The organism is Streptomyces sp. NPDC001292 (assembly GCF_042896465.1).
Lineage (GTDB): Bacteria > Actinomycetota > Actinomycetes > Streptomycetales > Streptomycetaceae > Streptomyces.
In genome coordinates, this window is record NZ_JBIAXG010000028.1 from 1 (window position 1) to 22,132 (window position 22,132).

Genomic DNA, 22,132 nt, shown 5'->3' on the forward strand with positions numbered 1-22,132 from the left:
GGTCCGCCCCCGGGGGTGGGGCCCGCGCGGCCGCCGGGGGGGGGGGGGGCGGGGGGGCCCGCCCCCCCCCCGCCGCCCCCCCCCCCCCCCCCCCCCGGGGGGGGTGGCCGGGGGGGCCCCGGCAGGGGGTGCGGTGACAGTCGATATGAGGTAGCAGGGCGGTCGCGGACGATCAGGACGCGACGAGGGCCGGTCAGGACGTGGGGCCGGGCCGGTCGCGGTCGGTGGCGGTCAGCCCGCCAGGTTGTCCGCCAGTTCCTCGGAGAGGTTCGCATCGGTGCCGGGGATGCCGAGGTCGGAGGCTCGCTTGTCGGCCATGGCCAGCAGACGGCGGATGCGGCCGGCGACGGCGTCCTTGGTCAGCGGGGGGTCGGCGAGGGCGCCGAGCTCTTCCAGCGAGGCCTGCTTGTGCTCCATGCGCAGGCGCCCCGCGGCGGCGAGGTGCTCGGGGACGTCGTCGCCGAGGATCTCCAGGGCGCGGGCCACCCGCGCCCCGGCGGCGACGGCCGCGCGCGCCGAGCGGCGCAGGTTGGCGTCGTCGAAGTTGGCGAGGCGGTTGGCCGTGGCGCGGACCTCGCGGCGCATCCGCCGCTCCTCCCAGGCGAGCACGGACTCGTGGGCGCCCAGACGGGTCAGCAGGGCGCCGATCGCGTCGCCGTCGCGGACCACCACTCGGTCCACGCCCCGCACCTCGCGGGCCTTCGCGGCGATGGCCAGCCGACGCGCGGCACCGACCAGGGCAAGTGCCGCCTCCGGGCCCGGGCAGGTCACCTCCAGGGAGGAGGAACGGCCCGGCTCGGTGAGCGAGCCGTGGGCCAGGAAGGCACCGCGCCAGGCGGCCTCGGCGTCGCAGGTGGCCCCCGAGACCACCTGCGGCGGCAGACCGCGGATCGGCCGGCCCCGCCCGTCGACCAGACCGGTCTGGCGGGCCAGCTGGTCGCCGCCCGCGACGACGCGCACGACGTAGCGCGAGCCCCGGCGCAGCCCGCCCGGAGCCATCACGATCAGCTCGGAGCTGTGACCGAAGATCTCCAGGATGTCCCGCTTCAGGCGCCGTGCCGCCATGGCGGTGTCCAGCTCCGCCTCGATCACGATCCGCCCGCTGACCAGGTGGAGGCCGCCGGCGAACCGCAGAAGGGCGGAGACCTCCGCCTTCCTGCAGCAGGTCCGGGTGACGGGGAGCCGGGAGATCTCGTCCTTCACCGCTGCCGTCATCGCCATGGGCCGATCCTTCCATGCATCCGAAAAATACGGTCGTACGCGGCGGCCAGCAGCTCCGGGTCGTGCCGCGGAGTTCCGTCCCTCCGGGCCACCGGCGCGAGCTCGACCGCGGCGCCGAACCGCTTGGCGGCCTCGGTGAGCACTTCGCGGTCGGGCACAGCGGCCTCGTCGGCCAGCACCACGTCCAGGGCGAGTTTAGGGGCGTGTCGTCCCAAAACCTCCAAATGACGCTGCGGGGAGAAGCCCTCGGTTTCTCCCGGCTGCGGCGCGAGGTTCAGGGACAGTACCCGGCGTGCTCTGGTCTCGGTGAGCGCGTCGAGAAGCTCGGGCACCAGCAGGTGCGGGATGACCGAGGAGAACCAGGAGCCGGGTCCGAGCACCACCCAGTCCGCGTCCAGGACCGCGTCGACGGCCTCGGGCACGGCGGGCGGGTCGTGCGGCACCAGGTGCACGGACTGCACCTCGCCCGAGGTGAGCGCGACGGTGGCCTGGCCGCGCACGGTGCCGACCTCCTTGGGCCGCTCCGGGTCGTGCCCCTTGACGAGGGCCTGGAGCTCCAGGGGCACGGCGGACATGGGCAGCACGCGCCCGTGCGCCCCCAGCAGCTTGCCCACCAGGTCCAGCGCCTGGACGTGGTCGCCGAGCTGTTCCCACAGGGCGACGATCAGCAGGTTGCCCACCGCGTGGTCGTGCAGGTCGCCCTGGGAGGTGAAGCGGTGCTGGATCACTCGGGCCCAGGTCTGGCCCCAGTCGTCGTCGCCGCACAGCGCGGCCAGCGCCTTGCGCAGGTCCCCGGGCGGCAGTACGCCCAGCTCGTCGCGCAGGCGCCCGCTGGAGCCCCCGTCGTCGGCCACGGTGACGACGGCGGTGAGATCGCCGGTGATCCGGCGCAGTGCGGCGAGCGAGGCGGACAGGCCCATGCCGCCGCCGAGGGCGACCACCTTGGGCTGGGCGCCGCGGCGGCGCGCCCGGCCGCCCCGGGCCTCGGCCGGGCGCCCCGCGCGCGCCGCGTTCGCCTGCCGCGCCGAACGCCCCTCCGGCACCACCCGGCGCAGCCTGCTCAGCCGCGGAGTACGTCCGCTCACTCGCGCCCCATGTCCCGGTGGACGACGACGGTCTCCACGCCCTCGGCCGCGAGCCGCGCGGCGAGCTTCTCCGACATGGCCACCGAGCGGTGCTTGCCGCCCGTGCAGCCGATCGCGATGGTCACGTACCGCTTGCCCTCACGCCGGTAGCCGGCCGAGATGAGCCGTAGCAGCTCGGCGTAGCGGTCGAGGAACTCCTTGGCGCCGGGCTGGTTGAAGACGTACGCGGCGACCTCGTCGTTCAGGCCGGTGTACGGGCGCAGTTCGGGGACCCAGTGCGGGTTGGGCAGGAACCGCATGTCGGCGACCAGGTCGGCGTCGACCGGCAGGCCGTACTTGAAGCCGAACGACATCACGGTGGCCCGCAGTTCGGGCTCCTCCTCACCGGCGAACTGGGCGTCCATCTTGGCGCGCAGTTCGTGCACGTTGAGGCTGGAGGTGTCGATCACCAGATCGGCGTCGCCGCGCAGTTCGCGCAGCAGCTCCCGTTCGGCGGCGATGCCGTCGACGATACGGCCGTCGCCCTGGAGCGGGTGGGGCCGGCGCACCGACTCGAAGCGGCGCACCAGGGCCTCGTCGGAGGACTCCAGGAAAACGATCCGCCGGGTGACGTTCTTGGCCGCCAGGCCGGCCAGGGACTCGCGCAGGTTGTCGAAGAAGCGGCGGCCGCGGACGTCGACGACGACCGCGATGCGTGCCACGTTGCCCTGCGAGCGGGCACCGAGCTCCACCATGGTGGGGATCAGCGCCGGCGGCAGGTTGTCGACGACGAACCAGCCGAGGTCCTCCAGACACTTGGCGGCCGTGGACCGGCCGGCCCCGGACATGCCGGAGATGATCACCAGCTCGGGAATGGCCGTGTCGGGGACGCCGGCCGTGTCGATGCCCGTACTCACCTGTGCTCCGTTTTCCTTGGACGCGCGCTCGTGCTGTTCCTCGCGCGGTCCCTCGTGGGACTGATCTCGCTCGGCGCTTCGCCGTGCGTCGTGCTCGGTCATGTCTCCTGCCCCCGTCGGTCGTCCGGGACGCCCGTGGGCACGGGCGTCTCCGCGTCACCCGCCGCCGTCGCCGGTGGCGCTTCTTCCACGTCTTCCATGATCTCTCCAGTCGCCGTGTTGACGGCGGGTGCGGCCGGGGCCGCCTGGGCGAGGGCCGCGGCGATGGTCTCGGCCGTTTTGCGGCCTATACCGGGTACCCCGCAGATCTGGTCGATTGTCGCGGACCGCAGCCGCTTCACCGAGCCGAAATGCTTGATCAGCGCCTGTTTGCGTGTCTCGCCGAGGCCCGGCACGTCGTCCAGGGGCCCGGCCCGGAAGCGCTTGGCCCGTCTGGTGCGCTGGTAGGTGATCGCGAACCGGTGGGCCTCGTCGCGCACGCGTTGCAGCAGGTACAGGCCCTCGCTGCTGCGGGGCAGGACCACCGGGTCGTCGTCGCCGGGGAGCCACACCTCCTCCAGGCGCTTGGCCAGTCCGCACACGGCGATGTCGTCGATGCCGAGTTCTTCCAGGGCCCGCTGGGCGGCCCCCACCTGGGGCTGCCCGCCGTCGACGACGACGAGCTGGGGCGGGTAGGCGAAGCGCTTGGGGCGGCCGTCGTCCTCGGTGAGGGCGCCGGCGGGGCCGGCGAGTGTGCCGTCCACGGGGACGTCCTCGCCGTCGGCCCACTCGCCGGTCTTCTCCTTCTCGGCGAGGTAGCGCCTGAAGCGGCGGGTGATCACCTCGTGCATGGAGCGTACGTCGTCCTGGCCCTCGAAGCCCTTGATCTGGAAGCGGCGGTACTCGCTCTTGCGCTGGAGGCCGTCCTCGAAGACGACCATGGAGGCCACCACGTCGTCGCCCTGGAGGTGGGAGATGTCGTAGCACTCGATCCTGAGGGGGGCGCTGTCCAGGCCGAGGGCCTCGGCGATCTCCTCCAGGGCACGCGAGCGCGTGGTGAGGTCGGAGGCGCGCTTGGTCTTGTGCAGGACGAGCCCCTGCTGGGCGTTGCGCTGCACGGTCTCCATGAGCGCCTTCTTGTCGCCGCGCTGCGGGATGCGCAGCGAGACGTTCGACCCGCGGCGCTCGGCGAGCCACTGCTGGACCGGCTCGACCGGGTCGGGCAGGGCCGGGACGAGGACCTCCTTGGGGACGGCGTCCCCGCTCTCCTCGCCGTACAACTGCTGCAGGGCGTGCTCGACGAGGGCGCCCGTGGTGACGTCCTCCACCTTGTCGGTCACCCAGCCGCGCTGGCCGCGCACCCGTCCGCCGCGCACGTGGAAGATCTGCACCGCGGCCTCCAGCTCGTCCTCGGCGACGGCGATGAGGTCGGCGTCGGTCGCGTCGGCGAGCACGACCGCGTTCTTCTCCATGGCCTTCTTCAGTGCCTCGATGTCGTCGCGCAGGCGGGCGGCCCGCTCGTACTCCATCTCCTCGGCCGCCTCCGTCATCTGCTTCTCCAGACGGCGCAGATACGTGCCGGTGCGGCCGGCCATGAAGTCGCTGAAGTCCTCGGCCAGTTCGCGGTGCTCCTCGGCGGAGACGCGGCCGACGCAGGGCGCGGAGCACTTGCCGATGTAGCCCAGCAGGCAGGGGCGGCCGGTGCGGGCGGCGTTCCTGAAGACACCGGCCGAGCAGGTGCGCACCGGGAAGACGCGCAGCAGCAGGTCGACGGTGTCGCGGATGGCCCACGCGTGCGCGTACGGCCCGAAGTAGCGCACGCCCTTCTTCTTGTGGCCGCGCATCACCTGCACGCGCGGGAACTCCTCGTTCATCGTCACCGCGAGATACGGGTAGCTCTTGTCGTCGCGGTACTTGACGTTGAACCGGGGGTCGAACTCCTTGATCCAGGAGTACTCCAGCTGCAACGCCTCTACCTCCGTGGACACCACCGTCCACTCCACGGACTGGGCCGTGGTGACCATGCTGCGGGTGCGCGGGTGGAGGTTCGCGAGGTCCTGGAAGTAGTTCGCCAGGCGCTGGCGCAGACTCTTGGCCTTTCCGACGTAGATGACCCGGCGGTGCTCGTCACGGAAGCGGTAGACCCCGGGGGAGTCCGGGATGTCTCCCGGCTTGGGGCGGTAGCTGGAGGGGTCGGCCATGTCTCAACCCTACTGTCGAGCGCTGACACCGCGGCGGCCCTCCACGACCCGGGCCGCGGCGCGCCCCGGCCAGGGGTGCCTCCTCGGCCAGGAGCGCACTCCTGTCGGGTCTCAGGTGTTGTCGGGACTTGGTCAACACGCTTCAATGCGGGGGAACTCGGGGCCGTGAACGACGGCGTACGGATGTGAAGAACCCCTGCCTTGGCGCGGGGCGGCCCCGACGACCCGCGTGAAGGGTCCGCCGCCGAGCCGCCCGCACTTCACAGAAAGGCCCGCGCATGCCGCACGCCCCACAGCAGGCGGACGTCGCCACCGCGGAACTGGACACGGCCCTGCGGGGCGGCCCCTTCCACGTGGCGCTGCGCGCCGCGATCGCCGCCCGTGGGCTGCCGTTGCAGCGCGTGCAGCACCATCTGACGCGCTACGGGGTGAAGGTCGGCGTCACCAGTCTCAGCTACTGGCAGCAGGGTGCCCGGCGCCCGCAGCGCCCGGAGTCGCTGCGGGCCGTACGGGCGCTGGAGGAGATCCTGCGGTTGCCGGACGAGTCGCTGATCCGGCTGCTGGCCGACGCCGACGAGCACTCGGCCGCCGGGCGGCCCGCCGTCCGCTCCTACCGCTCCCTGGTTCAGGCCTCGGACGTGCTGCGCGGGCTGCTGGCGGAGCTGGACTGCCCGCCCGGTGGCGGGCTGCACGTGCTCGGGCACCACGAGCGGGTGCTGATCGGGGCGCGGCGCGAACTGGCGGGACGCGAGTCCCAGCACATCGTGCGCGCCCACCGGGACGGCGTGGACCGTTTCGTGGCCGTCCACCACGGCGATCCGGGGTGCGCCCCGGAGCGGATGACCGTGCACGCCCTGGAGAACTGCCGTACCGGGCGGATACGCCGGCACCACGCCACCGGGGTGCTGGTGGCCGAGCTGCTCTTCGACACCCGGCTGCGGGCCGGGGACACGTTCCTGTTCCAGCACGGCGTGGAGGACGGAACGGCCGGGACGACCCGCGAGTACGTCCGGGAGTTCGCCTCCGCCGGCGGCCAGTACGCCCTTCAGGTGCGGTTCGACGCCGGCACCCTGCCGGTGCGCTGCCACCGGTTCACGCAGGCGTCGGCTGCGGCTCCGCGCAGCGGCCGCCGGGAGCTGCCGGTGAGCGAGCGGCACCGTTCGGTGCACCTCGTGGAGCCGCGCGTGCGGTCGGGGACCGTGGGGGTCGGCTGGGACTGGGAGTGAGCGGGCCGGCCGGCGGCGGACGTCAGGCGCCGGGTCCGGCGACGAGCCTGCCGCCCTGGGCGCGCACGGGCAGTTCGGGCAGCGGCGCGCTGGCCGGGGAGCGCACCACCTCGCCGGTCGTGGCGTCGAACTCGCTGCCGTGGCAGGGGCAGATCAGCTTCGTTCCCTGGAGCTTGTTGATCGGGCACTGCGCGTGCGTGCAGATCGTGCTGAACGCCTTGAGGCTGCCGTCCGCGTCCCGGCTGACCACCACGTTGTGGTCCCGGTACAGCTTGGCGCCGCCCTTGGGGACCTCGCTCTCGGCGCCGAGGTCGACCGGCGCGGTGGGCGTGGCGGGGGTCGAGACGCCGCCGCCCATCGGACCGCAGGCGGTGAGCCCGAGCGCGACGGCGGGGGTGAGGGCCGCTCCCCGCAGGATCGTGCGGCGGCTCGCGGAGGGACGGCCGGACATGAAGGCCTCCACTGGTCAAGGGGCTGGACACGCCGACGATACCCAGCGGGCCCGGACAGGCCGGGGGCGGGTCGGGCGGGCGCAGGCACCGGGCGCCGACGTTTACCTTCGCCGTTCGATGGGATAGCTTCCCGGCCCGAGCTGTCCGAGAGAGGAACCGACTCGTGATCGTCGTCGCCGGTGAGGCCCTGATCGACCTGGTACCGCAGGGACGGGGCGCCCTCGCGGACCTCAGACCGGCGCTCGGCGGCGGCCCGTACAACACGGCCGTCGCGCTGGGCCGCCTCGGCTCGCCCACGGTGTTCTGCTCCCGCACGTCGTACGACGCCTTCGGCGAGGCACTGCTCGACGGGCTGCGGGGGGCCGGAGTGGACGTGTCCGGTGTGCAGCGCGGCGCCGAGCCGACCACGCTGGCGGTCGCCACGGTCGGCACCGACGGCTCCGCCGCGTACTCGTTCTACGTCGACGGCACCGCCGACCGTCTGTTCACGGGGCCCGCCGCGCTTCCCGCCGGAACCCGCGCGGTGTCCTTCGGTACCTGTTCGCTGGTGCTGGAGCCGGGCGCGAGCGCCTACGAGGAGCTGATGCGGACGGCGTCCGCGCAGGGTGTGTTCACCGCGCTGGACCCGAACATCCGGCCCGGACTGATCGCGGACGCGGACGCCTACCGGGCGCGCTTTTCGAGCTGGCTGCCTTCCGTGTCTCTGCTGAAGCTCTCCGGGGAGGACGCGCGGTGGCTGGGCGGCACTCCGCGCCAGTGGCTGGCCGCCGGGCCCGCGGCGGTGGTGATCACCCACGGCGGCGACGGGCTCACCGCGTACACCCGGGACGGCGCGGAGCACTCCGTGCCGGGCGAGAAGGTCGACGTGGTCGACACCATCGGCGCGGGCGACACCGTGAACGCGGCCCTGCTGCACGGACTCTCCGTCCAGGACGCCCTCTCTCCCGAGGCCCTTGCGGGCCTCGGCGCCTCCGGCTGGAGCCGGCTGCTGCGGTTCGCGGCCCGCGCGGCGGCGGTCACCTGCTCGCGCGCGGGAGCGGAGCCGCCGTACGCGGCGGAGGTGGGCGCGCCGTAGGCGTCCGGTGCGAGCAGTGCCCCGCGGGAGTGCCCGCGGGGCGCGACGGGCCTGCCGGACGGTGCCTCAGGCCTTGCGGGCCCGCGCCGTCTTCTTCGCGGGCGTCGCCTTCTCGCTCGCCGTGTTGTTGGCGGTCTTGGTCGTCGTCCTGGCCGTCGTCGTCCTGGCCGTGGCCGTCTTGCGGGTCGTCGACGCGGCCGCGACGGCCTTCTTGGCGGCGCTTCCGCGCGGGGCCGTGGCCGAGGAGGCGGCGTCGCTGATGCGGTCCGGCTGAAGGATCTCGCGCAGGAACTTCCCGGTGTGGCTGGCCGGGACGCCGGCGACCTGCTCGGGCGTGCCCTCGGCGATGACCAGGCCACCGCCGGCGCCGCCCTCGGGGCCCATGTCGACGACCCAGTCGGCGGTCTTGATCACATCGAGGTTGTGCTCGATGACGATGACCGTGTTGCCCTTTTCGACCAGTCCGGACAGCACCTTCAGCAGCTTGCTGATGTCCTCGAAGTGCAGACCGGTGGTGGGCTCGTCCAGGACGTAGACCGTGCGTCCGGTCGAGCGGCGCTGCAGTTCGCTGGCGAGCTTCACGCGCTGCGCCTCACCGCCGGACAGGGTGGTCGCGGACTGGCCGAGCCGGACGTAGCCGAGGCCGACGTCCTTGAGGGTCGTGAGGTGGCGGGCGATCGCCGGGACCGCCTCGAAGAACTCGGTCGCCTCCTCGATCGGCATGTTGAGCACGTCGGCGATGGACTTGCCCTTGTAGTGGACTTCCAGGGTCTCCCGGTTGTAGCGGGCGCCGTGGCAGACCTCGCAGGGGACGTAGACGTCCGGCAGGAAGTTCATCTCGATCTTGATGGTGCCGTCGCCCGCGCAGTTCTCGCAGCGCCCGCCCTTGACGTTGAAGGAGAAGCGGCCGGGCTGGTAGCCCCGGACCTTCGCCTCGGTGGTCTCGGCGAACAGCTTGCGGATGTGGTCGAAGACGCCGGTGTACGTCGCCGGGTTGGACCGCGGGGTGCGGCCGATGGGCGACTGGTCGACGTGCACCACCTTGTCCACGAGGTCGTCGCCGTCCACGCGCGTGTGCCGGCCGGGCACGTTGCGCGCGCCGTTCAACTCGCGGGCCAGGTGGGTGTACAGGATGTCGTTGACCAGCGTCGACTTGCCGGAGCCGGAGACTCCGGTGACCGCCGTGAACAGGCCGAGCGGGAAGGACACGTCGATGTCCTTCAGGTTGTTCTCCCGGGCGCCGTGCACGGTGAGCTGCCGCGACGGGTCGAGCGGGCGCCGGATGTCGGGCAGCGGGATCGCCTTCTTTCCGGACAGGTACTGCCCGGTCTGCGACTCGGCGTTCGCGAGCAGTTCCTTCAGGGAGCCGCTGTGCACGACCTTGCCGCCGTGCTCGCCCGCGCCGGGGCCGATGTCGACGATCCAGTCGGCGGTCTTGATGGTGTCCTCGTCGTGCTCGACGACGATGAGCGTGTTGCCCATGTCGCGCAGCCGGACCAGGGTTTCGATCAGCCGGTGGTTGTCGCGCTGGTGCAGGCCGATGGACGGCTCGTCGAGGACGTACAGGACGCCGACGAGGCCGGAGCCGATCTGGGTGGCCAGACGGATGCGCTGGGCCTCGCCGCCGGAGAGCGTGCCGGCCGCGCGGTTCAGCGAGAGGTAGTCGAGGCCGACGTCGACCAGGAACCGGAGCCGCTCGTTGACCTCCTTGAGGACGCGCTCGGCGATCTTCTTGTCGCGGGCGTCGAGCTTCAGCCCGCGCAGGAAGTCCGCGCAGTCGCTGATGGACATCGCGGAGATCTCGGCGATCGACTTGCCCATGAGCGTGACCGCGAGGACGACCGGCTTCAGGCGCGTGCCCTCACAGGTGGGGCAGGGCACCTCGCGCATGTACCCCTCGAAGCGCTCGCGGCTGGCGTCGCTCTCGGCCTCGCTGTGCCTGCGCTTGACGAACGGCACAGCGCCCTCGAACGGCGTGGTGTAGACGCGCTCGCGCCCGTACCGGTTGCGGTAGCGGACCTCGATCTGTGTCTTGTGGCCGTAGAGCAGGGCCTTCTTGGCGCGCTGCGGCAGGCCCGCGAAGGGGATGTCGGTACGGAAGCCGAGTGCGTCGGCCAGGGCCCCGACCAGCCGGCCGAAGTAGTCCTTGGTGTGCCCGTGCGACCAGGGGTGGATGGCACCCTCGTCGAGGGTCTTCTCCTCGTCCGGGACGATCAGCTCCGGGTCGACCTCCATGCGGGTGCCGATGCCGGTGCACTCGGGGCAGGCGCCGAAGGGCGAGTTGAAGGAGAAGGAACGGGGCTCCATCTCCTCGAAGGACAGGTCGTCGTACGGGCAGTACAGGTGCTCCGAGTACATCCGCTCGCGCTCGGGGTCGTCCTCGGGCAGGTCGACGAAGTCGAGCACGACCATGCCGCCGGACAGGCCGAGCGCGGTCTCGACGGAGTCGGTGAGGCGGCGCTTGGCGGAGTCCTTGACCGTGAGTCGGTCGACGACCACCTCGATGGTGTGCTTCTCCTGCTTCTTCAGCGTGGGCGGGTGGGAGAGCTGGATGGTCTCGCCGTCCACGCGTGCGCGGGAGTAGCCCTTGGTCTGAAGGTCGGCGAAGAGGTCGACGAACTCGCCCTTGCGCTCGCGCACCAGCGGCGAGAGGACCTGGAAGCGGCTCCCCTCCGGCAGTTCCAGCACCTTGTCGACGATGGCCTGCGGCGACTGCCGTGAGATCGGGCGGCCGCACTCGGGGCAGTGGGGCCTGCCGATACGGGCGAAGAGCAGGCGCAGGTAGTCGTAGACCTCGGTGATGGTGCCGACCGTCGAGCGCGGGTTGCGCGAGGTCGACTTCTGGTCGATGGAGACCGCCGGGGACAGGCCCTCGATGAAGTCGACGTCCGGCTTGTCCATCTGGCCGAGGAACTGGCGGGCGTACGAGGAGAGCGACTCCACATAGCGCCGCTGGCCCTCGGCGAAGATCGTGTCGAAGGCCAGGGAGGACTTGCCCGACCCGGACAGGCCCGTGAAGACGATGAGCGAGTCCCGAGGCAGGTCGAGCGAGACGTTCTTCAGGTTGTGCTCGCGCGCGCCACGGACGATGAGACGGTCGGCCACGCCGGTCCGCACCTTTCTTGAGAGAAGTGACAGGGGCGGGGCCCCCGTGCTTTCTCAGACTAGGGGGAGCCACTGACAACGCCGGGCGGGATTCCCGGATGCGCCCGGATACACAACAATCCCCGGCTCTCCAGCATGCCCGATGCCACACCCGACCTTATAGCACGTACATTCGATTTACGGCCGTCCTTCACCGCCTTCACCCGAAGGTGTGGCGGGACTAGGGTCGGCGTCATGATTGATCACGCGCGCGACCTGGCGTCTGTGCAGGACGCAACCGAACGACTGCTGACCGCTGTCGGCAGGCTGGACAACGCGGCTGTGACCGACCAGTCACGACTGCCCGGCTGGACCCGGGGCCATGTCCTGGCCCACCTCGCCCGCAACGCGGACGCGCTGGTGAACGTCTTCGAGGGCCGTCCCATGTACGCGTCCGCCGAGGCCCGGGACGCCGACATCGAGCGGGACGCCCCGCGCCCCCTCGACGTCCAGCTCGCCGACGTGCGGGAGAGCGCGGCCCGCTTCCAGCGGACGGGGGCCGAGCCCGCGGACTGGTCGCGGACCGTGGAGCTGCGCAACGGCGTCACCGACTCCGCGTCCCGGGTGCCGTTCCGGCGCTGGGTGGAGGTCGAGCTGCATCACGTGGACCTCGGCATCGGCTACGAGCTCGAGGACCTGCCGCCGGAGTTCGTAGAGCGGGAGATCGAGTTCCTGGCCCAGCGGTTCTCCGGGCACACGGAGGTGCCGCCGACCCGGCTGACGGACGGCACGCACGCGTGGGACACGGGCCGGACGGCGGACGGGCCCGCGGTCACCGTCACGGGGGACCGGGCGGACCTGCTCGGCTGGCTCGCGGGACGCCGCGACGGATCCGCCCTGACGGTGGCGGGCGGCGCGCTCCCGGCACTGCCGCCGCTGTAGCCGCGTGCACGGTCCCCGGGCAGCTGCCCCCGCTATAGGCTGGCGGCCATGACGTACAGCGGAGAGGTGAAGGTCGGCGGCCCGGCGGACGTCCACGAGCTGAAGGACCTGATGATCACCAAGATCGCGGTCGGCCCGATGGACAACAACGCCTATCTGCTGCGCTGCCGGGCCACGGACGAGCAACTGCTGATCGACGCGGCGAACGACGCGCACACGCTCCTCGGCATGATCGGTGACGACGGCATCGCCTCCGTCGTCACCACCCACCGGCACGCCGACCACTGGCAGGGGCTGGCGGAGGTCGTGGCGGCCACGCGTGCGCGTACGTACGCGGGCCGGGAGGACGCCGAGGGCATCCCGGTGCCGACCGACGTCCTCGTGGACGACGGGGACACCGTGCGGGTGGGGCGGGTGGAACTCACCGCGCGCCACCTCGTCGGCCACACCCCCGGCTCGATCGCGCTGGTCTACGACGACCCGCACGGGCATCCGCACGTGTTCACGGGCGACTGCCTCTTCCCCGGCGGGGTGGGCAACACCCGCAAGGACCCGAAGGCGTTCGCCAGCCTGATCCACGACGTGGAGACGAAGATCTTCGACGTCCTCCCGGACGAGACCTGGGTCTACCCGGGCCACGGCAACGACACCACGCTGGGCGCCGAGCGCCCGCATCTGTCGGAGTGGCACGCGCGCGGGTGGTGAGCGGACGGCGGATGGTGAGCGAACGCGGGTGGCGGGTGGCGTACGGTCGCACGCCACCGTACGCCACGTGCGCCCCGTGTGAATCCTGCGCACACACCGGCGGCGCACACCCGCTCCCCCTCAGCCTCGTCACGCAGTCGACTGGGGGCAGCCCCGCGCGGGAAGACGGCTCCCGCACGGTACGGGCCGCCGGTCTCCCGTTGTCCCGCCCTCGGCCGACGGCCCCGGCCGCGCACGGCGGGCGGCTACGCGTCCGCCCGCTGTGCGCCGGCCAGTGCCGCGACCCGCTCCACCGCGAACGCGTAGCCCTGCACTCCGCACCCGGCGATGACACCGTCGGCGCGCAGGGAGACGTAGGAGTGGTGCCGGAACTGTTCGCGCTGGTGGATGTTGGAGATGTGCACCTCCACCACCGGCAGCCGGTCACAGGTGTTGAGCGCGTCGAGGATGGCGACGGAGGTGTGCGAGTAGGCGGCGGGGTTGATGACGATGCCGCAGTGGTTCAGCCGGGCCTCGTGGATCCAGTCGACCAGTTCGCCCTCGTGGTTGGACTGGCGGAAGTCGACCGTCCCGCCGTGCGCGGCGGCTGCCTCTGCGCACAGTGCCTCGACGTCCGCGAGCGTGTCGGAGCCGTAGATCTCCGGCTGCCGCTGCCCGAGCAGGTTCAGGTTGGGGCCGTTGAGAATCATGATCGGGGCGTTGGCCAGGGTGCGGGGCACGGTTCCTCCGGTCCGTTCGTCCGACGGCGGCCGATGGGCGACCGCCGCTCGAGCCCCCGTCCTATCACGACACGTTGGCGCGCCTAGGGGTTGATCGCCAGCTCCAGGTAGGCCGCGAAGATCACCAGGTGGACGCCGCCCTGGAGCGGCGTGGCCCGTCCCGGCACCACGGTCAGCGAACTGACCACCACGGTGAGCAGAAGCAGCAGCATGTAGGTGGAGCCGAGGCCGAGGACGAGCGGCCCGGACAGCCACAGCGACGCCAGCGCGACGGCCGGGATGGTCAGGCCGATGCTGGCCATAGCGGATCCCAGCGCGAGGTTGAGGCTGGTCTGCACCCGGTCGCGCCGCGCGGAGCGCAGCGCGGCGATGGTCTCGGGCAGCAGCACGAGCAAGGCGATGATCACGCCGACGACCGCGTGGTGCAGACCGGCGGCCTCCACCGCGGACTCGACGGTGGGCGACACGCCCTTGGCCAGTCCGACCACACCGACCAGGGCCATGCCCAGCAGTCCCAGGCTGATCCAGGCGGTGCGGGCGGACGGTGCCGCCGCGTGGTTCTCAGAGGTGATCACCTCTCCCTGCCGGGTGATCGGCAGGAAGTAGTCGCGGTGCCGCACGGTCTGGGTGGTCACGAACAGGCCGTACAGGACGAGCGAGGAGATCGCGGCGAAGGTGAGCTGCACTCCGGAGAACCGCGGCCCCGGCTGGCTGGTGGTGAACGTCGGGAGCACCAGGCTGAGCGTGGCCAGGGTCGCCACGGTGGCGAGGGCGGCGCCGGTGCCCTCGGCGTTGAAGACGGCCGTGCCGTGGCGCAGGGAGCCGACCAGCAGGCTCAGTCCGACCACGCCGTTGCAGGTGATCATCACCGCCGCGAACACCGTGTCCCTGGCGAGCGTCGAGGACTTGTCGCCGCCGTCCGCCATCAAGGTCACGATGAGCGCGACCTCGATGACCGTGACGGCGATCGCGAGGACCAGGGAGCCGAAGGGCTCGCCGACCCTGTGGGCGACCACCTCCGCGTGGTGCACCGCGGCCAGGACCGAGCCGGCGAGGACGAGGGTGATCACGCCGACGAGCGCGCCGGGAAGGGAACGCCCCCAGGTGAGGATCAGCAGGACGACCGCAAGCGCCGGCACGATAATCGTCCACGCCGTCAGGAGTCCCCTGAGCCGCGTGATCATGCTGCGATCGTCGCAGAGTCCAGAGACGTTCGCATACGCGATCCGGGGGCGAGTGCGCTCCCGCTCGCGCTCAAGCATCGACCCGGTCCTTCGCCGCGTCCCCGTGGCGCTCTTCCCGTGCCTGCGTCTCCCGCACCTCCTCTGCGTCCTGCTTCCTGGCGGCCAGCAAGCTGGTGACGGTGGTGACGGCGAGAACCGCGCAGATCACGCCGAGGGAGACCGGGATGCCGATCTCGGGGACGTGCACGCCGGACTCGTGCAGCGCGTGCAGCACCAGCTTGACGCCGATGAATCCGAGGATCACCGAAAGGCCGTAGGACAGGTGGACCAGCTTCTTGAGCAGGCCGCCTATCAGGAAGTACAGCTGCCGGAGGCCCATCAGCGCGAAGGCGTTGGCGGTGAAGACGATGTACGGGTCCTGGGTGAGGCCGAAGATCGCGGGGATCGAGTCGAGGGCGAACAGGATGTCGGTGGTGCCGATCGCGAGCATCACGACCAGCATCGGCGTCATCACACGCTTGCCGTTCTGCCGGATCCACAGCCGGGTGCCGTGGTAGCGGTCGGCCACGCCGAAGCGGCGCTCGGCGGCCTTGAGCAGCTTGTTCTCCTCGAAATCCTCTTCCTCGTCCCCGCCGGAGCGGGCCTCCTGGATGAGCTTCCAGGCGGTCCAGATCAGGAAGGCGCCGAAGAGGTAGAACACCCACGAGAAGCTCGCGATGATCGCGGCTCCGGCGGCGATGAAGCCGGCCCGCAGCACCAGGGCTATGAGAACGCCGATCATCAGCACCCGCCGCTGGTACTGCGACGGCACGGCGAACTTGGCCATGATCAGGACGAAGACGAAGAGGTTGTCGACGCTCAGCGACTTCTCGGTGATGAAGCCGGCGAAGAACTCGCCCGCCGGCCGGCCGCCGCCGAAGACGAGCAGACCGAGCCCGAAGAGACCGGCCAGGACGACCCATACGGCCGTCCAGATGCCGGCTTCCTTGATCGACACGTCATGGGGTTTGCGGCCGATGAAGAAGTCGACGGCGATCAGGGCGGCCAGGCCGACGATGGTCAGGACCCACAGGGACAACGAGACATTCACAGGACAAAAGGGTACCCGAATGACCAAGGAATGGTAAAGAGTAAGGCAAAGAAATGTTCAAAGCCGCAGGTCTGGCGAGTTTACGATCCCTTGAGACGAGGTGTGCGGAGGTGTGTGCCCCGGCTCAGCGGTTCCAGTCACGACGGGCCGTCGCGACCTCGGTGAGCACCATCTGGAGCACCTGGCTGCCCGGCGGCACCACCGGCGGCTCGTACGTCCAGGCATGTCCGACCCACGGGTCGGCGAGGTGGTCGTCGGGCTCCGGGGTCAGTCGCATCAGCGAACGCCACAGCGGGTCGAGCAACGGACCGTAGGCGGCGGCGTCCTCGCGGTCGGCGACCATCATCAGGTGGACGCCCACGGCCGGGCCCTCGTCGGCGAGGTAGCGCAGCTGGGTCACGGCACGGTCGTCGAACCCGTGCGGGAAGTCGTTGACGATCAGTAGCTGTTCGGCGGCGTCGAAGCCGGGGGGCAGCGCGTCCGGACCGCCCCCGCGCATGGCCATCTGCACCAGGTCGACCCGCTGGGTGAGCCGGCTCAGGACGTCCGCGACCCCGGCGGCACCGGCTGCGGGCGGTCCCGCGAGCACGCCCGTGCGCACCAGGGGCGCGAGTGCCCGCGCTCCGGATCCGGCCGGGTCGATGACATGGACGCCGAACTCGCCCGGCGGGTAGACGGCGATCAGCCGGGCCGCGTGCGCCACCGCCGTCTCCATCGCCAGCCGGCGACGTTCGCCCGCGTCGGCGAAGGATGCGTCGGGGGACGCCCAGCGGCCGCTGTCGATCCACAGGCCGCGCTCCAGCGGCAGCCGGATCAGCATGGGGATGCGCAGGGACGGGTCCTCGGGCAGGTGGAGGTCGCCGAGGCGTACCGCCATGGGGATCTCCATCGGCACGCGGTAGCCGTGCCAGACCGGGTTGTCCCAGCGGGCGTACGCCGGTGGCAGGGCCGGCTCGACGACCTCGGACTCGTCGGTGAGCTGGGCCAGGTCCCTGTCGAGCGCCGCTCTGGCCTGGTCGACGAGCTGCGCGTGCTTGGCGCGGGCCGCCTCCCGGGCGGCGTCGCCCTGACCGCCGATGCGGCTGCGCGGGTCGGACAGGACCTGGTCCAGCTCCTTGTCCATGCGCGAGTCGGCAAAGTCGACGGCGCTGCGGTAGGCGGCCGTGGTGCGGGCCAGGTCCTCGAACATCCCCCAGACCTGGTTGTAGAGCCGCTCCTCCATCGACCACCCGGTCGCGTCCCCCGCGACGGGCCGCGCGGGCCGCCCGTCGTGGCCGGGAGGCGTGGCCGACGCGGCCGGCGGCGCCGCGGGTTGCCCGGGCGGAGCAGGGGGCTGTCCGGGCGGGGGCGGGGGTGCGGGCCGTCCGGAAGGGGCCGGGGGCGCGGGCTGCCGCCGCGGGTGCCGGTAGTCGATGGTTCCGCCCGCGGGCGGAGAGGGTGGTGATCCGGCCGCGGGGGTCCCGCCTCCGGATTCCCGCGGACCCGCCGGCTGCGGCGCCGAAGGGCCGGCGGTCCGGGAGACCTGTCCCTCGTGGGAAGAACCGTCGTGGGAGGAAACGGAAGCAGTCGGGTTCGGCCGGGGCGGCGCCGAGGCCTGGTGGGAGCGGGCGTCGTCCGTCGTACGGGGCGGGGGTGCGGCCACCGAGCGGGCCAGCCCCTGGGCCACCGCCTCCTCGGCGGCGGCGGCCAGTTCACGGGCCTGGGTCAGCCCCAGGTCGGTGAGCAGTTCGGTGAGGCCGCCCGTGTAGCCCTGGCCGACGGCGCGCACTTTCCAGGCGCCCTGGCGGCGGTACAGCTCCACGGCGATCACAGCGGACTCGGCGTCCAGGCCGGTGATCGTGTAGCTGGCGAGCTCGGTGCCGTCCAGGCCGGTGACCGCGACGAAGGGGGCGGCGACCGCGCCGAACCGGGTCGGGCCCCCACCCGCGGCGGGCAGGGCCAGCAGCACGTCGACGCGGTGCACCGCCTCGGGCATGGCACCCAGGTCGACGGCGAGCCGGTGGTCGGCGGCGGCCTGGCGGGAGACCTCCAGACCGTGCAGGACGGGAGCGCCGGGGTGCACCACCCACTCGGCGCCCCGCGCCCTGCCGCTGTCGTCGCTGAGCGTGGCCGCCGCCACGACCGGCCGGCCGGCCGAGATCCGGATCTCCAGGCGGACCTCGGAGAGCGGGTGGTTCTGCCCCCGCACCAGCTCGGCCGTCATCGCCTTCGTCCCCCTGGTGTCATGTGCTGTCGTGCGCTGCTCGCCGGACTGTCCGGACCGTTCTACAGGTGCGGCAGGATCGTCGGCATCAGGTCCTGGAAGGTGCGGCCGTTGGCGGGGGCGCCGAGGGCCGTCATCGTCCAGGCGCCGTTCACGCGGTGCACCTTCGCCATGATCTGGGCGGTGTAGTTGCCACCGCCCGCGAGGGTGTAGCGGGCGAGCTCCTGGCCGTTGGTCTCGTCGACCAGGCGGCAGAACGCGTTCTGCACCTCCTGGAAGGTCTGGCCCGTGAAGGAGTTCACGGTGAAGACGATCTGGTCGATGTGGACCGGGACGCGCTGCAGGTCGACGAGGATCGACTCGTCGTCACCGCCCTGGCCCGCGCCGCCGACCAGGTTGTCGCCGGTGTGGCGCACGGAGCCGTCGTCGCTCACCAGGTGGCGGAAGAAGACCACGTCGACCGGCTGCTTCTCGGCGAAGAGGACGGCGGAGGCGTCGAGGTCGATCTCGCGCGTGCGCGAGCCGAACAGACCCCGGCGCGGGGCCGCCTGCCAGCCGAGACCCATGCGGACCGCGGTCAGGCTGCCCCCGTCGTTCTTCTGCAGACTGATGGCCTGACCCTTGGTCAAGTTGACGGTCACGGCTGATTCCCCTCTCGAGCTACGCCCCTGTCGCCGCCGGTTCCGCGGCTGCCAAGAACCCTACGCAGTGGCGGCGGCATCGCCGCCCACGGGTCCGCACTTTGTGTCGGTCTTGCAACACAGCGCAGTCGGTCAGGACAGCCCCGCCTCGCGCATCTGGCGCAGTTCCTTCTTCATCTCCGCGACCTCGTCGCGCAACCGGGCCGCGACCTCGAACTGGAGGTCGGCGGCGGCGGCGCGCATGCGCTCCGTCATCTCCTCGATCTGTTCGGCGAGTTCGGCGGCGGGACGGTCGGTGGGCACCGTCTCCTCGGCCTTGCCCTTGGCCGACTTCGCGGGCTTGGCGGACTTGGCCGGCTTGGCGGCACCGGCGGCCTTGGCGCCGTTGCCGCCGAGGGCCGGCACGGGGGTCTTCGCGCCCTTGCCGTCCTTCCCCTTGCGGTACCCGGTGCCGAGCAGCTGCTCGGTGTCGACCTCCTCGCGGGCGATCCGCGCGACGATGTCGTTGATCTTCTTGCGCAGCGGCTGCGGGTCGATGCCGTTCTCCTCGTTGTACGCGATCTGCTTCTCCCGGCGGCGGTTGGTCTCCTCGATGGCCTTCTCCATCGCCGGGGTGATCTTGTCGGCGTACATATGGACCTGGCCGGAGACGTTGCGCGCGGCGCGGCCGATGGTCTGGATCAGCGAGGTGCCCGAGCGCAGGAAGCCCTCCTTGTCGGCGTCGAGGATCGCCACCAGGGACACCTCCGGCAGGTCTAGGCCCTCACGCAGCAGGTTGATGCCGACCAGGACGTCGAACTCGCCGCTGCGCAGCTCGCGCAGCAGCTCGACCCGGCGCAGGGTGTCGACATCGCTGTGCAGATAGCGGACCTGGATGCCGAGTTCCAGGAAGTAGTCCGTCAGGTCCTCGGCCATCTTCTTGGTCAGCGTCGTGACCAGAACGCGTTCGTCCTTCTCCACGCGTCCGCGGATCTCGTGCACCAGGTCGTCGATCTGGCCCTCGGTGGGCTTGACGACGACCTGCGGGTCGACCAGGCCGGTGGGCCGGATGATCTGTTCGACCTGACCGTCCGAGCGCGACAGCTCGTACGTGCCCGGCGTCGCCGACAGGTACACCGTCTGGCCGATGCGTTCCTGGAACTCCTCCCACTTCAGCGGCCGGTTGTCCAGGGCGGACGGCAGCCGGAAGCCGTGCTCGACGAGGGTGCGCTTGCGGGAGGCGTCGCCCTCGTACATCGCGCCGATCTGGGGCACGGTGACGTGCGACTCGTCGATGACGAGCAGGAAGTCGTCCGGGAAGTAGTCGAGCAGGGTGTTGGGCGGGCTGCCGGGCGCGCGGTCGTCGAAGTGCATCGAGTAGTTCTCCACGCCGGAGCAGGTGCCGATCTGGCGGAGCATCTCGACGTCGTAGGTGGTGCGCATGCGCAGCCGCTGGGCCTCCAGCAGCTTGCCCTGCTTCTCCAGCTCGGCCAGGCGCTCCTCGAGCTCCTTCTCGATGCCCCTGATCGCCCGCTCCATGCGCTCGGGGCCGGCGATGTAGTGCGAGGCCGGGAAGACGTACAGCTGCTGGTCGTCGCTGATGATCTCTCCGGTGATGGGGTGCAGGGTCGACAACGCCTCGATCTCGTCGCCGAACATCTCGATGCGGACGGCCAGCTCCTCGTAGACCGGGAAGATCTCGATGGTGTCGCCGCGCACCCGGAAGGTGCCGCGGGTGAAGGCCATGTCGTTGCGCGTGTACTGGATGTCCACGAAACGGCGCAGCAGCTCGTCGCGGTCGATCTCGTCACCGACCCGGAGCGGGACCATGCGGTCCACGTACTCCTGCGGGGTGCCCAGGCCGTAGATGCAGGAGACGGAGGCGACCACGACGACGTCGCGGCGGGTGAGCAGCGAGTTGGTCGCCGAGTGGCGCAGGCGCTCGACCTCCTCGTTGATCGAGGAGTCCTTCTCGATGTAGGTGTCCGACTGCGGGACGTAGGCCTCGGGCTGGTAGTAGTCGTAGTACGAGACGAAGTATTCGACCGCGTTGTTCGGGAGCAGTTCGCGGAACTCGTTGGCCAGCTGGGCGGCGAGCGTCTTGTTCGGCGCCATGACGAGGGTCGGGCGCTGAAGCTTCTCGATCATCCACGCGGTGGTGGCGGACTTGCCGGTGCCGGTGGCGCCGAGCAGGACGACGTCCGGCTCCCCCGCCTCGATGCGCTGGGCGAGTTCGGCGATGGCCTGCGGCTGGTCGCCGCTGGGCTGGTAGGGGCTGACGACCTCGAAGGGCGCCACCGTGCGTTCGATGTGAGAGACGGGCCGCATGACATCCACCGTACGACCCGCCACTGACAACGGGTCCGGATCAGCGGTTCTGCGGAGCGCGGGAGCGTTCGCGGGCCGTCTCGCGGTCGGGGTCGCGGTGGGCGCGGGCCGGGTGGCGGCCGGCGGAGTGGGCGACCAGTTCACGCGCCGGGACGCCCGGCTTGTGCTCGACGGGGGTCCAGCCGGACCTGCCCGTGATCATCAGCGGGTCGAACAGTACGACGGCGCCGGTGAGCAGCAGGAAGACGAGCGGGCCGATCAGCATCGGCGTGAGCAGGGCGGCCGGCGACTCGCCGGTGGCGGCGCCGCCCGTGTCGTGCAGGTGGACGCTGACGGCGGCCATGCCCGTGTAGTGCATGCCGACGACGGCGAGTCCCATGACGAGGCTGGCGCCGACGCTCCAGAGGAACCCCTTCGCCCGTCCGGCCGCCCAGAGGGCCGCGGTCGCGGCGACGACGGCGATCACCACGGAGGCGGCGACGGTGAAGGTGTTGTACTCGAGCGTGCCGTCGAGCCGCATCCCGGCCATACCCAGGTAGTGCATGCTGGCGACACCGAGGCCGGTGATCGTGCCTCCGGTGAACAGGGCGGAGCCGGTCGCGCCCCGGTAGCCGACCATGAAGATCCCGATTCCCGCCATGACGACGGCGACGGCCAGGCTCGCGTACGTCGTCGGCCGGTCGTAGCCGATCGACGCCTCTTCGACGGTGAAGCCGGTCATCGCGACGAAGTGCATGGTCCAGATGCCCGAGCCGATCGCGGCCGAGCCGAGGGCGAGCCAGCCGGGCCGCCAGGAGCGGGCGACGAGCAGGGCGCGGGTCGTGCAGCGCAGGCCGAGGGCCCCGCCGAGGCAGGCCATGAGACAGGCCACGAGCGGGGTGACGATCCCGTAGCTGAATCCGTCGACGGTGCCGTGCATGCGCGGTTGCCCTTCCGCCCTCTTGAGTCCCGGAAATCGTGGATGCCCCCGTGAATGCCCCCGTCCCAGGACCGCCACGCGGTCAGGGTTGACGCTGAGAGTATGACTGCCACCGGAATGGCCGAACGACTTTCCGGCAAAGAAGCACGGCCTCGTCGCAGATGTGCGGCACCCGTGAGCGGGCCCGGCCGGCTCCGTGCGGT

Annotated in this window: 17 protein-coding genes; 4 read left to right on the forward strand and 13 right to left on the reverse strand. The window is 71.5% G+C overall.

Features of this window, described 5'->3' with window-relative positions; all coding sequences use genetic code 11:
- Positions 1–231 precede the first annotated feature (231 nt).
- Genes whiA through uvrC form a run of 4 tightly spaced genes read right to left on the reverse strand, consistent with a single transcriptional unit; the run spans position 232 to position 5,382 of the window.
- Positions 232–1,221 carry a DNA-binding protein WhiA gene (whiA, locus tag ACFY4A_RS26240; RefSeq protein ID WP_390831796.1) on the reverse strand — a complete coding sequence of 330 codons (990 nt, stop codon included), beginning with the start codon at positions 1,219–1,221 and terminating at the stop codon, positions 232–234.
- Positions 1,212–2,306 carry a uridine diphosphate-N-acetylglucosamine-binding protein YvcK gene (gene yvcK / locus ACFY4A_RS26245; protein WP_390831797.1) on the reverse strand — a complete coding sequence of 365 codons (1,095 nt, stop codon included), beginning with the start codon at positions 2,304–2,306 and terminating at the stop codon, positions 1,212–1,214. Before yvcK ends, whiA begins: the two co-directional genes overlap by 10 nt.
- Positions 2,303–3,304: an RNase adapter RapZ gene (gene rapZ / locus ACFY4A_RS26250; protein WP_390831798.1), complete on the reverse strand. Its 1,002-nt coding sequence runs from the start codon at positions 3,302–3,304 to the stop codon at positions 2,303–2,305. The genes yvcK and rapZ overlap by 4 nt, the downstream gene beginning before the upstream one ends.
- Complete coding sequence (gene uvrC, locus ACFY4A_RS26255) at positions 3,301–5,382, reverse strand: excinuclease ABC subunit UvrC (RefSeq protein ID WP_390831799.1); 2,082 nt, start codon at positions 5,380–5,382, stop codon at positions 3,301–3,303. Before uvrC ends, rapZ begins: the two co-directional genes overlap by 4 nt.
- Positions 5,383–5,660: 278 nt before the next feature.
- Here uvrC and ACFY4A_RS26260 point away from each other — a divergent pair, with 278 nt between their 5' ends.
- Positions 5,661–6,608 carry a hypothetical protein gene (locus ACFY4A_RS26260; protein ID WP_390831800.1) on the forward strand — a complete coding sequence of 316 codons (948 nt, stop codon included), beginning with the start codon at positions 5,661–5,663 and terminating at the stop codon, positions 6,606–6,608.
- Between the two features lie 22 nt (positions 6,609–6,630).
- On the opposite strand, the gene ACFY4A_RS26265 is transcribed toward ACFY4A_RS26260, so the two are convergent.
- Positions 6,631–7,059, reverse strand: a complete 429-nt coding sequence (locus ACFY4A_RS26265) for a Rieske 2Fe-2S domain-containing protein (RefSeq protein ID WP_390831801.1) — start codon at positions 7,057–7,059, stop codon at positions 6,631–6,633.
- A gap of 164 nt (positions 7,060–7,223) precedes the next feature.
- Between ACFY4A_RS26265 and ACFY4A_RS26270 the strand changes: the two genes are divergently transcribed.
- The gene (locus ACFY4A_RS26270; RefSeq protein ID WP_390831802.1) at positions 7,224–8,135 is read left to right on the forward strand and encodes a carbohydrate kinase; all 912 of its coding nucleotides are present in this window, start codon (positions 7,224–7,226) and stop codon (positions 8,133–8,135) included.
- Between the two features lie 66 nt (positions 8,136–8,201).
- On the opposite strand, the gene uvrA is transcribed toward ACFY4A_RS26270, so the two are convergent.
- Positions 8,202–11,240, reverse strand: a complete 3,039-nt coding sequence (uvrA, locus tag ACFY4A_RS26275; RefSeq protein ID WP_390831803.1) for an excinuclease ABC subunit UvrA — start codon at positions 11,238–11,240, stop codon at positions 8,202–8,204.
- Positions 11,241–11,474: 234 nt separating this feature from the next.
- Here uvrA and ACFY4A_RS26280 point away from each other — a divergent pair, with 234 nt between their 5' ends.
- Both ACFY4A_RS26280 and ACFY4A_RS26285 read left to right on the forward strand, forming a co-directional pair.
- A complete protein-coding gene (locus tag ACFY4A_RS26280) occupies positions 11,475–12,161 on the forward strand; it encodes a maleylpyruvate isomerase family mycothiol-dependent enzyme (protein WP_390831804.1) in 687 nt (228 codons plus the stop codon).
- Positions 12,162–12,209: 48 nt separating this feature from the next.
- Complete coding sequence (locus tag ACFY4A_RS26285) at positions 12,210–12,866, forward strand: MBL fold metallo-hydrolase (protein ID WP_390831805.1); 657 nt, start codon at positions 12,210–12,212, stop codon at positions 12,864–12,866.
- Between the two features lie 245 nt (positions 12,867–13,111).
- Here the strand turns inward: ACFY4A_RS26285 and aroQ are convergent, their stop codons facing one another.
- The 7 genes from aroQ to ACFY4A_RS26320 all read right to left on the reverse strand — a co-directional run bounded on the left by aroQ (position 13,112) and on the right by ACFY4A_RS26320 (position 21,929).
- Positions 13,112–13,585 (reverse strand): type II 3-dehydroquinate dehydratase, encoded by a 474-nt coding sequence (aroQ, locus tag ACFY4A_RS26290; protein WP_390831806.1) that lies wholly within the window; start codon positions 13,583–13,585, stop codon positions 13,112–13,114.
- Positions 13,586–13,668: 83 nt separating this feature from the next.
- Positions 13,669–14,769 carry a calcium:proton antiporter gene (locus tag ACFY4A_RS26295; RefSeq protein ID WP_390831807.1) on the reverse strand — a complete coding sequence of 367 codons (1,101 nt, stop codon included), beginning with the start codon at positions 14,767–14,769 and terminating at the stop codon, positions 13,669–13,671.
- 70 nt (positions 14,770–14,839) lie between these two features.
- Entirely contained in the window at positions 14,840–15,859 is a 1,020-nt protein-coding gene (locus ACFY4A_RS26300; protein WP_390831808.1) for a TerC family protein, read from the reverse strand.
- Between the two features lie 124 nt (positions 15,860–15,983).
- Positions 15,984–18,062, reverse strand: a complete 2,079-nt coding sequence (locus tag ACFY4A_RS26305; RefSeq protein ID WP_390831809.1) for a TerD family protein — start codon at positions 18,060–18,062, stop codon at positions 15,984–15,986.
- 62 nt (positions 18,063–18,124) lie between these two features.
- Positions 18,125–18,703, reverse strand: coding sequence for a TerD family protein (locus tag ACFY4A_RS26310; RefSeq protein ID WP_141361975.1), 579 nt, complete (start codon positions 18,701–18,703; stop codon positions 18,125–18,127).
- Between the two features lie 132 nt (positions 18,704–18,835).
- On the reverse strand, positions 18,836–21,010 hold the full coding sequence (gene uvrB / locus ACFY4A_RS26315; RefSeq protein WP_390831810.1) for an excinuclease ABC subunit UvrB: 2,175 nt from the start codon (positions 21,008–21,010) through the stop codon (positions 18,836–18,838).
- A 40-nt stretch (positions 21,011–21,050) separates the two neighbouring features.
- Positions 21,051–21,929, reverse strand: a complete 879-nt coding sequence (locus ACFY4A_RS26320; protein ID WP_390831811.1) for an MHYT domain-containing protein — start codon at positions 21,927–21,929, stop codon at positions 21,051–21,053.
- Positions 21,930–22,132: the final 203 nt, after the last annotated feature.